This is a genomic window from Micromonospora sp. SH-82 (genome assembly GCF_051132485.1).
In the GTDB taxonomy this organism is placed as follows: Bacteria; Actinomycetota; Actinomycetes; order Mycobacteriales; family Micromonosporaceae; genus Micromonospora.
The window spans coordinates 5,227,440-5,241,433 of the sequence record NZ_CP148049.1 but is presented as its reverse complement, the minus strand read 5'-3'; the positions used below and the strand labels follow the sequence as shown (position 1 = coordinate 5,241,433).

General features: G+C 64.3%; 11 protein-coding genes and 1 pseudogene. 9 read left to right on the top strand and 3 right to left on the bottom strand.

Annotation, left to right across the window (positions count from 1 at the left end; genetic code table 11):
• The first annotated feature begins 6 nt into the window (after positions 1-6).
• The 7 genes and pseudogenes from WHN02_RS22955 (at position 7) to WHN02_RS22925 (ending at position 7,850) form a co-directional block, all read left to right on the top strand.
• A protein-coding gene (locus WHN02_RS22955) for an IS3 family transposase (protein WP_434740690.1) occupies positions 7-1,151 on the top strand; the annotation gives its coding sequence in 2 pieces (ribosomal slippage) (positions 7-280 and positions 280-1,151; 1,146 coding nt in all).
• A 232-nt stretch (positions 1,152-1,383) separates the two neighbouring features.
• The gene (locus WHN02_RS22950; RefSeq protein WP_434740776.1) at positions 1,384-1,797 is read left to right on the top strand and encodes a hypothetical protein; all 414 of its coding nucleotides are present in this window, start codon (positions 1,384-1,386) and stop codon (positions 1,795-1,797) included.
• Positions 1,798-2,004: 207 nt separating this feature from the next.
• Entirely contained in the window at positions 2,005-2,214 is a 210-nt protein-coding gene (locus tag WHN02_RS22945) for a hypothetical protein (RefSeq protein ID WP_434740775.1), read from the top strand.
• A 181-nt stretch (positions 2,215-2,395) separates the two neighbouring features.
• The gene (locus WHN02_RS22940) at positions 2,396-2,815 is read left to right on the top strand and encodes a DUF6879 family protein (protein WP_434740774.1); all 420 of its coding nucleotides are present in this window, start codon (positions 2,396-2,398) and stop codon (positions 2,813-2,815) included.
• Positions 2,816-3,033: 218 nt separating this feature from the next.
• Positions 3,034-3,831: a hypothetical protein gene (locus WHN02_RS22935; RefSeq protein WP_434740773.1), complete on the top strand. Its 798-nt coding sequence runs from the start codon at positions 3,034-3,036 to the stop codon at positions 3,829-3,831.
• Between the two features lie 231 nt (positions 3,832-4,062).
• Positions 4,063-5,110 (top strand): annotated as a pseudogene (locus tag WHN02_RS22930) (IS701 family transposase); the annotation flags it as partial.
• Between the two features lie 178 nt (positions 5,111-5,288).
• Positions 5,289-7,850 (top strand): BsuBI/PstI family type II restriction endonuclease, encoded by a 2,562-nt coding sequence (locus tag WHN02_RS22925; RefSeq protein ID WP_434740772.1) that lies wholly within the window; start codon positions 5,289-5,291, stop codon positions 7,848-7,850.
• 71 nt (positions 7,851-7,921) lie between these two features.
• Here the strand turns inward: WHN02_RS22925 and WHN02_RS22920 are convergent, their stop codons facing one another.
• Positions 7,922-8,161: an endonuclease NucS domain-containing protein gene (locus WHN02_RS22920; protein WP_434740771.1), complete on the bottom strand. Its 240-nt coding sequence runs from the start codon at positions 8,159-8,161 to the stop codon at positions 7,922-7,924.
• Positions 8,162-8,715: 554 nt separating this feature from the next.
• Here WHN02_RS22920 and WHN02_RS22915 point away from each other — a divergent pair.
• Both WHN02_RS22915 and WHN02_RS22910 read left to right on the top strand, forming a co-directional pair.
• Positions 8,716-10,014 carry a hypothetical protein gene (locus tag WHN02_RS22915; RefSeq protein WP_434740770.1) on the top strand — a complete coding sequence of 433 codons (1,299 nt, stop codon included), beginning with the start codon at positions 8,716-8,718 and terminating at the stop codon, positions 10,012-10,014.
• On the top strand, positions 10,011-11,345 hold the full coding sequence (locus WHN02_RS22910; RefSeq protein ID WP_434740769.1) for a hypothetical protein: 1,335 nt from the start codon (positions 10,011-10,013) through the stop codon (positions 11,343-11,345). Before WHN02_RS22915 ends, WHN02_RS22910 begins: the two co-directional genes overlap by 4 nt.
• A gap of 292 nt (positions 11,346-11,637) precedes the next feature.
• Here WHN02_RS22910 and WHN02_RS22905 read toward each other — a convergent pair whose 3' ends face one another.
• Together WHN02_RS22905 and WHN02_RS22900 are read right to left on the bottom strand one after the other, a co-directional pair.
• On the bottom strand, positions 11,638-12,096 hold the full coding sequence (locus WHN02_RS22905) for a hypothetical protein (protein ID WP_434740768.1): 459 nt from the start codon (positions 12,094-12,096) through the stop codon (positions 11,638-11,640).
• 97 nt (positions 12,097-12,193) lie between these two features.
• Positions 12,194-12,784: a hypothetical protein gene (locus WHN02_RS22900; RefSeq protein ID WP_434740767.1), complete on the bottom strand. Its 591-nt coding sequence runs from the start codon at positions 12,782-12,784 to the stop codon at positions 12,194-12,196.
• Positions 12,785-13,994: the final 1,210 nt, after the last annotated feature.

The window sequence follows — 13,994 nt, the reverse complement described above, 5'->3', positions numbered from 1 at the left end:
TCTGTCATGCCGAAAGCGTTCCCGCCGGAGTTCCGCCGTGACGTGGTCGCGGTCGCTCGCAAGGGTGAGGCGCCGTTGCGGCAGATCGCGAAGGACTTCGGGATCTCCGAGGGCTGTCTGCACCGCTGGCTCAAGCTCGCCGACGTCGAGGACGGCGTCCGTCCGGGCGTCACCGGTTCGGAGTCGGCCGAGTTGCGGGACCTGCGACGGCGCAACAAGCTCCTGGAACAGGAGAACGAGATCCTCCGGAGAGCGGCGGCGTTCTTCGCCCGGGAGATCTCCCCAAAATGATGTACCCGCTGGTCGGTGACCTGGCCGCGGACGGGATCCCCGTCGCGGTGACCTGCCGGGTGTTGGGGTTCAGCAAGCAGGCCTACTACGCGTGGCGCGCCGACCCGGTGTCGCGACGCGACGTCGATGACGCCCACCTGATCAACGCCGCCCTGGACATCCACCACGATGATCCGGCGTTCGGGTACCGGTTCATCGCCGACGAACTCCCCGCCCACGGCGTCACCGCCGGCCGTAACCGGGTCGCCCGACTGTGTTCACAGCAGCGGATCTGGTCGGTGTTCGCCAAGCGCAAGGGCCTGACCAGGCGTGCCGGACCGCCGGTACACGACGACCTGGTACGACGCCGGTTCACCGCCGACGCCCCGAACCGGCTGTGGCTCACCGACATCACCGAACACCCCACCGCCGAGGGCAAGCTCTACCTGTGCGCGATCAAGGACGTGTACTCCGGCCGGATCGTCGGCTACTCCATCGACACCCGCATGAAGGCCTCCCTGGCCGTCACCGCCCTGCGCAACGCGATCCGACTACGGAACCCGGCCGGCACCGTGATCCACTCCGACAGAGGAAGCCAGTTCCGGTCGAAGAAGTTCGTGAAAGCACTACGCCGCAACGGTTTGGTCGGCTCGATGGGCCGCGTCGGCGCCTGCGGTGACAACGCCGCGATGGAATCGTTCTTCGCCCTGCTGCAGCGCAACGTCCTGGACCTCCAACGCTGGCACACCCGCCACGACCTACGCCTGGCGATGGTGACCTGGATCGAACGCACCTACCACCGCCGACGCCGGCAACAACGCCTCGGACGGCTCACCCCGATCGAGTTCGAGACAATCAACAGACCCGCACACGCGGCCTGAACCACTCAACCCCGCGAGTCAACCAGACCCGGGGCAGTCCCAAACCTGGTCATACGACCGCGACACCGACAGCACCATTTCGATCGATCACCGCAAGTGGATAGGCCCCGACGGCTCCGGCCCCCTCCACATCCGCCCACACCCCGCCCTACCCGGTCGCATCCACCAACCCACCCCCGCACAGCACAGACGCCTGACCACCGGCCGCCACGTCGCCATAACCCTTCCACCCATGTTCAAGTACCCGCCCTCACAACCCCTCCCCACCGACCCGAAGGCCCTCGCCGCCGGCCTCGTCGACCGCGTCCCGCTCGACACCGACGTCTACCCCCGCGTCCTCACCGACGACCTCTTCCACCTGGCCATGAGCCGCCACCTGACCACACCCGAACGCGCCACCACCCTGCGCACCCTCGCCACCCTCCCCACCCTCACCTACCGAGGCGAAACCACCGACATCGCCGGCCGCACCGGCCTCACCTTCGCCGTCACCACCACCCGCCTGACCATCGACCCCGATACCGGCGAACTCCTCCTCCTCCACGAATACGACACCAGGAAGCCGGCCGAGCTGGGGAAGTACCTCCTCATTCTCGAACGCGCTCGCACCGCGGGGCCCGACATCACAGAGACGCAACCGCTCTGACCCTGGCCGCGGGTACCCGGGAGCGCGACATCAGAACCGAGAGGCGTGGGTGTTGGGGAGTCGGCCGCGGCGGGATCGATGCCGTTGGTACTGCCCCCACCCCCGTCCCCGGGGCCCAGGCGAGAACAAGGAACACGACCCCGTGACCACAACCCACCGGTGCCTACTCGCGTGCACCTCAGACACAAAGAACCCGGCGGAGGTGGCATGACCGATCCCGAGGGCGGAACGCAGCCGGGTGAACTTCTCGCGGTGATCGGTGTGCTCCTGCTCGTCGCCGCCCTGGTCAGGGCAAGCATGCCCACCCTGGCCTGGATCCTGTTCCGCCAACGACTTACTCGCCTGATCACCATCGCTCTGGCCCTGCTGCTCCTGATCGCCTGCTTCGCTGCCCGTACCGAGGGTCCAACGCAGTGACCAAGTGACCTAGCAGCCGCGCTCGTGAACCAGACAGCCTTGGCCGCGCCGCACCGCTATCCCCACACTCGCTTGGTTGTTCGGGACGCCCACCACCGAGACGCGACGACAGCTTTTCGGGTCGCGACGGAGGACATCACCGTGAGACGACTCATCACCGACCCCCAGGCGTTCCGGCAGTTTGTTCGCCACCTTCGAGCGCACCGCGCTCAAACTGGAGGTCCGTAGGAACTACCGCATCCCGTCGGAGGACCACGCCTTCCAGGAGTTCCTCGAAGGCCGCGCCCCCGGCACCGACTGGCTGCAACCATGGCTCGACCTCGTCGCCGCCCAGACCGCAGCAGGGAAACGGATCAAGCGGATCCGGATCGTTGACAACCCGCCGAGCGACTACCTCCGCTTCGAGATGGCCGTGACTCCCCACAACCTCCGTGCCGGCGAGGACATCCGCTACCTCAGCCGCCGCCGAGTCACCACCCTCGCCCTACCCGACTACGACTTCTGGCTCCTCGACGCCCACACAATCGTCGACCTGCACTTCACCGACGACGACCGCTACCTCGGCTACACCACCACCACCGCACCCCACCTTGTGGCATAACACCGGCGATGGCAGAAACTCGCATGGCGGGAAAGCCTCACCCCGGCGCGCTTTCCGGCTGCCGCAACGTCCATGCGACGCCGACCCCGCTACATCGCACCCAACCCCTGAGACGAGGGTGATGCCGCCGGCATCACCCCCAGAGTGCGGAGAGCCACCACCAGGTCGATCGGTATTTTGCTACTCGTGCGGCAGGCCAGCGCAGCGAAGGGACAACCATGATGACAACCGAGGAATCGACGACGCCGGTGATGGCCATGGACGGCGAGCCCTGGGAGATCATCGGTCGCGCTGGCCGGGCCAAGCTGCTCGTCGTGCTGGTCCGGCGTGGCCGACTCTCGACCATCCTTGGCCTCGACCCGGACGTGCTGACCGTCATGGGGCACATCACCTGGACTGCTGGCCCTAACGATCATGTCGGCGAGGTCAATGACACCCAGGTCCGCAAGGACAGGACGGAGCGTGGCGTCGGCCTTGTCCTGTGCCGGGCCGCGCAGGAACTGGTCGGTGTCGACGCCTGGACGGGGCTGACGATCCCGGACAGCGATGACGATGTGTGTTCGTTGCAGGATGCCAACGCCATCAGCACACGGCAACCTGACCCGATCGTCGATCTAGTTGCCGGGAGTTCGGCGATGGGGGAGGTGCACGTCGTGTTTCACCGCGAGGGCAGTGCGGTCGTTGTGGCGCTCGCGGCCGACACCCTCGCCTGGATCGGTCACCTGGCCTGGACAATCAACCGGCCAGGTGGGCGCCTCGACGGCCCTGACGCCGGGTTGACGGTGGGGGAGGTCAAGCGCGTCGACAGGCGGAAGGGGTGTGGTGAGAGGGGCGTCGCCGACCGGATGTACCGCCGGGCCCGCAAGGTGGCAGCCGGACATGGCTGGCCGGTGGAGGTCGACCACAGCCCGGACCGAACGGAATCGGGTGACCACTGGGCGATGAAGGTCGGTGGATGGCGGCCTGCGCTCTCCTCCGGGAGGCACGTGCTGGAACCCAACGACTTCCTGCGCTGATGGGGGTATCCAGGATCCGTGGAGCCCGCAGCGCGGCTTTGTATTCCAGCAGCACTTGCCTGATCCGGAGTTTCGGCAGCTCACCGGTGTGATCGACGCGCGGACGGCGCCAGTCCTGCAACTGCATGCGTCGATGCTGTTCGTGTGATGGGTTGAGTGGTCGCACCGTCTGTCTGTTGTGGCCGCTCGTGGGGCGGGCAAGCTATCGCTTTTGTATTGATCGATGAGATCGTGGGCTGGCGGGCGGGCCTGGATGATCTGCTGGCGTGGTTCGCGCACCGGTTCGGGCGTGCGGAGCCGCGCCGGCAGGCGCTGACCTACCTGGTCGGGTTGCTGTCGCCTTTCGCCGGCAAGAACGGCTGGGACCCTGGCCGAAGCCGCCGGTGACGCCACGCCGGACCGGATGCAACGTCTGCTCAACCGGTCCGCGTGGAACCCGGATGCGCGGTCCGGGACGATCTGTTCGCCTGCGTGTCCGAGTACCTCGGTCACGATGATGGGGTGCCGATCGTTGACGAGACCGGGTTCCTGAAGAAAGGGGATCAAGTCGGCCGGGGTGCAGCGCCAGTACTCTGGCACGGCCGGCCGGACGGAGAACTGCCAGCTCGGGGTGTTCCTTGCCTACGCTGGCCCGCACGGGCGCACGCTGATCGATCGGAAGTTGTATCTGCCCCATGGCTGGTGCGACGACTCCGCCCGCCGCGAGGGAGCCGGCATCGCCGCCAGCGTCGGGTTCGCCACGAAGCCTGCGCTGGGTCTGCGAATGGTCGAACGCGTCGTCGACGCCGGCCTGCCGGCGAGGTGGGTGACCGCGGACGAGGCATACGGACAGGACTCGAAGTTCCGGACGTGGTTGCAGCAGCAGCGCATCGGCTACGTCCTGGCCGTGCCCCGAAACCAGCGGGTCGCGACGACGGTGGGCAACTCCCGCCCGGACGTCCTCGCCGCCGCCGCACCGGCCGTGGCGTGGAAATGGCGTAGCTGCGGCGACGGCGCCAAGGGACCGCGACTCTACGACTGGGCCGTGGCTTCCCTGCCCGGCACGGTCGATGGATACGGCCACTGGTTGCTGATCCGCCGCAGCATCACCGATCCCACGGATATGGCCTACTACCTGTGCTTCGGCCCGGCCAGGACGCATGACGAGGATCTAATCCGGGTCGTCGGGAACCGGTGGGCGATCGAGGAGTGCTTCCAGACCGCCAAGACCGAGGTCGAACTGGACCACTACCAGGTCCGCCGCTACGACGCCTGGTACCGCCACATAACCCTCGAACTGGCACGGCTCGGCCCACATGACCTGACCTGGGTGGCGTAGGCGAGGAACACGGAGTGCTGGCAGATCTTTGTCCTGTCGGCGGTACCTGAGTCTGCGTATGTGTATCCGTTGATTGAACCTGCCCGAGCGATCTGACCGGGACCGCTGACGCACCTCGGCGTGCCACTCGATCCGGACCATGGCCGGCATCGGCAGACACAGTAGGCTGCGCGATGTGACGGCACATCCCAAGCTTGACCTGGTCATTGAAGGGCTCTTGTCCCGGACAGAGGCCCGACGCGGGGCCCTGATGCAGGCGATGGATCCGGTCCGGCAACGGATCCTCGGCCAGTACTTCACTCCGAGGGTAGTGGCCGAGCGAATCGCGACCGAACCGCGGCTGCCGGATGGCGGAGTCCTGCGGTTGCTCGATCCCGGAGCGGGCTCGGGGTCGCTGACTGCGGCGCTGGTCGCCCGGGTGTTGCGTGAGTGCCCCGGTCTGCGGGTCGAGGTGACTGCGGTCGAGGTAGAGCAGGCATTCCATGAGCAGCTTTATGCGACGCTTCAAGACTGCCGAGATACCGCTCGAACTGCCGGTGGCGATGTCGATTTTGTGATTGTTAAGGCTGACTTTGTCGAATGGTCCGCCGATCATGCCGGCAGCGCCATCGGATTCCACGAGCAGCCCGCACGCTTCGACCTAGTGGTTCAGAACCCGCCCTACGGGAAGGTCGGGAGGAATTCGTCAGTTCGAGCGGCGCTGCGTCAACTCGGGTTGGATGTGCCGAACCTGTACGCGGCGTTCCTCGCGCTTTCGACAGCCCTGCTGGCGGAAGGCGGTCAACTGGTTGCGATCACACCGCGCAGCTTCGCCAACGGCGCGTACTTCAGGTCGTTCCGCGAGTGGCTGTTCGCGCGGCTGGGTATCGACCGAATCAGTGTGTTCCAGGACCGGGGCGCGCTGTTCGCCGACCTGTCGGTGCTACAGGAGAACATTATCTTGGCGGGCACACTAGGCCGCCGCCCGGACAAGGTCGCCGTCGTCGCCTCGCGCGGCTACGCGGACCCGGCCCACGAGCACTGGGTTGACTACGCAGAGATCATCAGACCGGGCGACGCTGAGGCGTTCCTGCATGTCCCCACCGACGTTGACGACGGGCACGCGGCGAGCCTGTTCGCCGACCTGCCGGCCAGCCTGGCTGATCTCGGGTTGAAAGTCTCCACCGGCAAGGTCGTGGACTTCCGTGCCAAGCACGCCCTACGCGCCATGCCGAGCGGTGACACGGTGCCACTGATCTATCCAGGTCACCTGCGCGATGGGAGGGTGCAGTGGCCCCTGCCTGACTACCGCAAGCCGAACGCCATCGTGGCCGACGGATCGACTGCCAGCCTCATGCTGCCCGCTGGCGTGTATGTGCTGGTCAAGCGCTTCTCCGCGAAAGAGGAAACCCGCCGGGTCGTGGCGACCGTCGTTCACCCTACCGACCTGCCTGGCGACACAATCGGGATCGAGAACCACCTCAACGTCTTCCACGACAACGGCGCCGGCCTCGACGAAGTTGTGGCCAACGGTCTCGCGGTTTGGCTGAACTCCAATCTGCTCGACACTCACTTCCGGCAGTTCAGCGGCCATACCCAGGTCAACGCCACCGATCTGCGTAACCTCCGCTACCCCGACACCGCCCATCTTCGCCGACTGGGTGAGAATGTCCAGCCAGGACAGTGGCCCACCCAAGCCGAGATCGACGTGCTGGTGCACCAGCACGTGCTCGCCGAAGCAGGCGCCACGCAGCAGGGAGGAATCGTGAGTCAGGTGCCGGAATCGGTGCAGCAGGCACGGAAGCTACTCAAGACCTTCAACTTCGACGACGAACGGTGCAACGAACGTTCCGCCCTCGTACTGCGCGCGCTGCTGGGCTTGCTGCCCGACGAGCCGTGGTCGCAGGCCACCAATCCGACGCTGCGCACCGTGGAAATCATGGACTCCCTGCGACAGCACTACGGCCGTGACTACAAGCCCAACACCCGAGAGACGATCCGTCGGCAGACGCTGCACCAGTTCGCCGCCGCAGGGCTTGTCGTGCAAAACCCAGACAAACCCGACCGGCCCATCAACTCGCCCCGCTGGTGTTACCAGATCAGCGATCCCGCCCTGGCCGTTATCCGCTCCTACGGCAGCGAAGAGTTCGACACCACCATCAGGAACTACCTGATCGACCTCCCTGGACAACTGGACGCCTATGCCGCGGAGAGGAAGATGCGCCGTATTCCTGTAGTGCTGCCCGGCGGCAGAAAGGTCACCCTCAGTCCCGGCGGCCAGAACGAACTCCTCAATGTCATGATCAAGGATTTTTGCAGCTACTTCACGCCCGGTGGCATGGTGCTCTACGTCGGCGACGCTGGGGACAAGTGGTCAGTCTTTGAAAAGAAGGCTCTCACCGACCTGGGTGTGGTCCTCGACCCTCACGGCAAGATCCCCGACCTGATTGTGTACATGCCGGACAGGAACTGGCTAGTGTTGCTGGAAGCCGCCCCCAAGCACGGACCCATCGACGCCAAGCGGCACACCGAACTCCGCACTCTCTTCGCTGGCAGCACCGCAGGTCTCGTCTTCGTCACCTGTTTCCCAACCAGGCAGAACGCGAGGAAATACCTTCACCAGATCGCCTGGGAGACCGAAGTGTGGTGTGCGGACAACCCGACCCACATGATCCACTTTAACGGCGAGCGGTTCCTTGGCCCCTACCTACTCGAAACCTGACTGCGTCACCGAGGCGCTACGAACCGTCGAGGTGATTGGTGACCTGAACAATGCCGTTGCATTCGTAGTCATCACTTTCTCGGCACCGAGCGTAGCCGAGTAAACCCTGCGGGGCGCCAGCTTTCCGACAGTTGCCCACTATTGATCTCGATGATGACGTGGGCCCCGGTGGTGTCTTTCGCGAGAATGTCGATCTTTCCGATACTGCCGGCGTCATTCGGCAGCCGGAAGTTGGTCGCCACCAAGTTGAGCCCCGGCTCGATGATCGACAAGTTCTCGGCCAGCTTGTCCCGGATCTCATCCTCATGCACATCGCCAGCTTATCGGCAGTCCTTGTCTTCAACTTGACGTCGAGTGCCAACGAGACCGGTTGCGTCCACGGAAGTGGTGTACGACTTGCCCGTGATGGGCGTGTTGTGTAGGTGAGAGATGGCCTAACGGTGATGATTTGCGGCAAACTTTGATCAGCGGTCAGCCGCACCTGTGCTGGTCAGCGCTTAATCGCGACGACCAGTGACAAGCTAGAAAGGGCGATGGTCGAGGAGCGTAGGTCGACGGTTCGATTCCGTCAGGCGGCTCAGAGGGAGGCCCTGACCAGCATCAGTGCTGGTCAGGGCCTCATTTTCATCGATGTATATCTGAATCGCCCCCCGAAAGCCCCCCGATAACGCCGGTGGGCGATCAGGTTCGAACTAGCTGCGCCAGTGTGGTACCAGGTGCTGTTTGTATGCAGCCTTGTCACCCACCGCGCCGGTAGGGCAGCGCCCCGGTGCCGATTGGGGCGGCGGGCGGAAGCCCCAGTGGGGCATAATGCTCTCCCCTGGGGAGCTTCAACGCGGTCCCAGCGACCCGGAACGGAGCAGCCGTGACGATCATGACCGACGCTGAGTTAATGCTCGGCTTGTCTCGCCACCTCTCCGTCTACCAGATGGGTACGGAGCGTGCCGCGCTGGAGCAGTTGGAGTTCGCCGGCCGGGTGCTCGATGTCGCGTTCCGTCTGCGCGGCAGTACGACCAGCAGCGCCGACCGCGTCCGGGCGATCGGGCTAGATGTCGGCCTTGGGCCGCGCAGTCTCAAAGACGTCGTTACCACGATGGAAACGCTCGGTTGGCTCTCCGTCGTGCGGGACGCTGGCAATGCGCCGATCTCGATTTCGGAGAGCATTCCGGCACCGGGAGACCTAGTCGCCTCGGCCCCACAACTACTGAATCTGCTGATGGTGGAAGCCTCTGAACGGGCGGCCCTGGCGATCCTGCGCGCCACCACGCTGCAGCCCTTGCTGGTCGAGGACGCGCTAGACACGGCGACCACGGCTGCTGGGGTCGACGGGAATGAGGAGGCCGCCGAAGCGGCCCTACGCCACCTCACTTTCCTCGGCCTCGTGCGCCGCGTAGTCGCAGACGACGGTCGCGAGGTTCTCTACAACCCAAACGTGTGGACACAAGGCGATGCCATCGCCCAAGCGGCGCTCAGGGCCGCTGACGCACGGGCGACCGGTGAGGTCACCGCGCTGCTCCAGGAACTCGCGTCGAATCCGGGTCTGCCCGAGGCGCATGTTAAGTCGACCGAGTCCAAGTGGGTGGCTTTCGCCGTCTCCCAGGGTCTTGTCCAGCGTTCAGTGATCCAGACGTCCGAGGGGCTCGAACAGGGCTTTTTGTTTACGCCGCATCTGGGGCGCGATCCCTTCGGGGGAACCGTTGGAGACGCCTCCGGACAGGTCCGGCAGCTCGTCGGATCGATGATCTACGCAGCGACCTTCGCAAAGATCAGACTAATCTATCCCGACGTCTTCCTTCGGTCGCTGATCAACCGCGGTATCGCGGGAGACGTGTCGTCTATCGGTACGGACTACCCCATGTTGGAAAAGGCCGGCGTAGTAAAGGTGGTCCCAGGAAGCTCCTCAAGCCGATTCCGGCTTGAGTTGCTGCAGTCGGAGGTGGCGGAGGACGCCCTGAAGCTTCTTTCAACCCGAGAGGGGAGCAACGGTAGCAGCACATCCGATGCAGACGCTGCGGCCCTACGGGCCCAACGTTCCTACATCCACGTCGAGCGAGAACGCGCCCGGCTGGCACTGACCACAGACACCGATGAGGTCGAGCAAGCTCGCCTGCTGGCAGCCCTACGAGAAGTTCCCGTCCAGCGCATGATGGGCGGTCGATCATGAGCGAACAGCCAGAACTCGATCGGGAGACCCCGGACAGCGCGGCGATTCCCAACGGCCGGCAGCGAAACAGCGGCGTCACGGGCGGCGAACGAGCGAACCGCTCCTCAACCAGACGGCCGGGTGCGGGCACCAAGCCAAGCGATACACCTGGCGGCCAGCTGGAGCGCCGAGTCGCCCGCCTTGAGTTCGCGGAGGGTGCGTTTGCGCGCCTCCGAGTGAAGCTCGCCGCAGATGACGCTGACAGCGGACGAGATGTCCTGACGGACGTCGACATCCTGTCGCTTGATCTCGACCGTCGGCTGCGTCTTTCCCGGTCGGTGCTTGAATGCAAGAGCGGCAAGGGCCAGAGCGGCGAGCCCTACACGATCGTATGGCTCGCCGGATTCCGCCAACTTCTGAAGCTCGAGCGTGTGACCCTTGTCCGTCAAACGATCAGCAACAGAGGAGTCAGCCTCGCCAAGAGGCTCGGCATTGTCGTGATGGATGAGGCCACAATCCGAAGGCGAGAGGAGGCGCACGCCTGGCTCCCGGAGAAATTTGCCCATCTCGATGGAATTGCGTGCGCCGCGGCCGAAAGCCGCACAGACACCCAGTTGAGGGGTCTGCCTGACATACCTACTGGCCTCGCAAAGTTCCTTCGGGGTGAGGCACTCCTCGCTGACTCGCCCGCACTTCTTGCTGCCGTCCAGCGCTTCGGTGGTGCGGTCGAACGACAAGGAGGATTGCCCGATCCGTGCGCCAAGGTTCTATCCGGCCACGCCATGGTCGCGATCGTGCTGGCCGGGCTTCAAGACGCAGGCAAGCTCGATGCGGTGCCCGTCAGTAACCTCCGGGGCCGGCTGGAGCGGGCGCTCACCGTCGGTGACCCTGACGATGTTCACCTGCTTCCCATGCTCGAACGAGCCGACGCGCTGGTCCGCCACCTTCAGGATCGAACTCACAGAGCGTATGTCGCCGCTGGTGCGGAGGCGATTCGCATCGATATCCCGTCCTTACGTGACGCGATCGCGACGCCCCCTGCCTATCTAGACGACTACATCGACTTTGTCCAACGGCTGAGGAGCAATCCGCAGGTTTCACGAGACCTGCTACAGACCGTGGAACTCGCCTGCTTCGACGCTCTGCTTGGTGACCATAACTGGAAAGCGCCAGCCTTTGCGCACCTCTTCACCGCCGAGCATCGTGGACTTGTCCTCGTCGCACTCCGGTGCCTCACGCGCGTTGCCGGCGGTAACGTGGCGGCGCCACTACGGGAACTCTCGGACCTGCCATTCAACGGGGTATCCGGACGGGTGCCGGATCGCAATTTACCGGCGGCACTCGAAGACTGACTGTTACCGATGTTGTGATCGCACAGCCCTACCAGATGCTTGGCCAGGGGATTGAGGGCTGCCGCGCCTCTCATTAGGATCAGCCGAAACCAGTATCAAGATCGACTAGATGGCACAGTGGTAGAGCTGGCAGCGATACCCAGGGATCTGCTCCGGCACCCCACCGAGCCGTTTCCAGCATGCCGGAACAGGCCACCCCCGCGATGCTCTCAGCACACACCCTGAACTCGCCGGCTGCTGAGTTTGAGGTTCGGTCGGGTGGGTATGCGCTGCGCCCTACCGTCTGCTCTCTTCAGTCGTTCGTGCGGCTGGAGATCTCGGCGGCACCGGTCCTCGCCGTGCTTTCCAAGCGTCGATTGATCGAGCGGATCACGTCCACGACCGTGACTCCGATCTCGGGTTCGGCGAGGTAGGGCTCCAGGAGCACTGTGGTGGTGTGGGTTCCGACATAGGCGAGGTCCGCGATGAGTTCTCGGCGTGCGTTGTGGGCCGTCCGTCGGTCGAACGGCGGTCCGGCCCGAACGTGATGTAGCAGGCACCATTCGAACAGTTGCCGCGTCTGGTCGGGCCACGTTTCGATTAGGCATTCGTACGGTGACGGTTCGAGTGGGACGAGGCTGAATCTGCAAGCTGATTTGACATATGCGACAGCATCGACTGCATTGGCTGCGAATGGTCCCAGCAGTTCGGACCACAGCGTCGCCAGGAATTTGGCGTTTTTGTCGGTGCCGCGGAAGGCTTGAAACAGCAATTCATCGACGATGCGCCACGTCGAGTGACTGGATCGCCGTCATCGACTGGGGGCGGCGGCAGGCGGTCGGTGAGCTTCGCCCATCCGTAGATTGCAATCAAGTGGGCGCGAATCGCCTCGTCCTGAATGGGTGGCCCCAATCGAGTCGCCCGATCGCATCGCGCAGGACTGCTCGGGCGTCGTCGTCGTTCGGGGCGGCGTGATCAATGATCACCTTAAGGATCGTATCCTGGTTGTACGGGAACCTGCTGCTGCGGGCGGCCATGACATGCAGCCGTAGCACGTCGGCGTCTTCCAGCCCGTAGAGCACTTCGGCGTACGGTCCGTGCAGACGCTGATCCTCGAAAATCATGCCGGTCATGGCCTGTGCGGCGTCCCACGCCTGCGGGTCTGCCGGCGAGGCCAGAATCTCGGCGATCTCCGCCCGAATATCATCGTCGGTCTTCAGCGGGTCAAGACCGCCGTGGGCCGCCAATGCCTCGAACAGCAGGCTGTTGAGCAGGACGTTGTCCTTCTCGCAGTCGTCCAAGAGTGAACGCATCCGTTGACGAGTGGATTCCTCGGCGTTGTAGGACGCCCGCATCGCTGCGTCTAGCGCTGTCAGTCGTAGGTGGTAGCCGTTGGCTTTCCAAGCGGCGACAAACACGTCGGGTAACAGCCGCAGGTCGGCACTGATGTCCGGGTCCATCAGTAGCAGTGCGGCCGTGAGCCGCCCCCATCGTGGTTGGCCGGGATGGTCCCATAATCTGCGCATCGCCGATGGCGTTGGCGGTGGCTTATTCTTCTTGATCCAGCCATGCTCGCTGGCCCTGACGACTACCGAGGCGGCAGGTTGGCGGCGCTCGCGGTCGTCGCCGTAGACGAATCGGCCGTACGTGGCCTGTACGACCACGCTGATTGCGCGGCGGCTACCGGCCTGGCCGGACTACCCCGCCGCACCCCGTCACACCGACGCCCTGAGTGCAATCAGGTAGCCGACTCACAAGCAATGTTGATGGATCTTGTCGTGAGCGGGAGGATGGGGCGTGTGGCGAAATCACGTATCCCGGACAGCTTCTACGACGGCAAAGTGCTCCCGCGTACTTGCGACGGCCCGCCTAGTGTCAACCGCGATGAGGCACCACCTCACCCTCGACCAGCAGGTGTCGACTTAGAACTGCTGTCAATCTACGCAGCTGACTACTTCCCAGGCGGGGCGGACGAACTACGGCCTCAGTCGATGGATCTCAGGCCGATGCTCGATGCCTTGGCTGCACGTTGGGACGGTTGCTCTGCCTGCTCAGCGCACCACAGCGCATCGATTGCAACAAGCGCGTCCCTCACGACGCACATCGTGGGAGTGGCCTTACTGGCTTCGAATATCAGGGAAGCGCCTGCCCGCCTTGTTTTGCAAATGCTGGATCCAGATGGCTGTGCGCTTGCGCTCACCATTCGGAATAGTGGCCTTGAAGCAGCGGCAACGCTAGCCGAGTCCATGGATGTCAAGAGGCGTCAAGCGGCGGTCGCAATCGCCTTGGGGGTTCTCGTCCCAGCAAGCTGGCTAGACATGCCGGTGTCGAACCTCTGTCCGCCCAGCGTTCGACCCGCTCGTTCAGACTTAGGTGATGTTGAGATTCTGAAGGCCCTCCGCTCGGACGGCTACCTGCCCTGACGCAGAAACCCTGCTTTCGACCGGAGGCGTGTTCGTAGTTTGGGTTGGCTGGGCCGACTTTGCCGCACAGGACCGCTGGTGGTGGTCCGACATGTGTGCTGCGTGTCCCTCAAGAGTGGGGAATCAGCCTGATAGTCGGACATGAGGCCCGTTCGTGTCGATGTGGAGCCTGCCATTCTGGGCAGCCGAAGAGTCTGCCGAATGGATGTTCGATTGCATGCCAATATTCCGACTGAATGATCCAAAG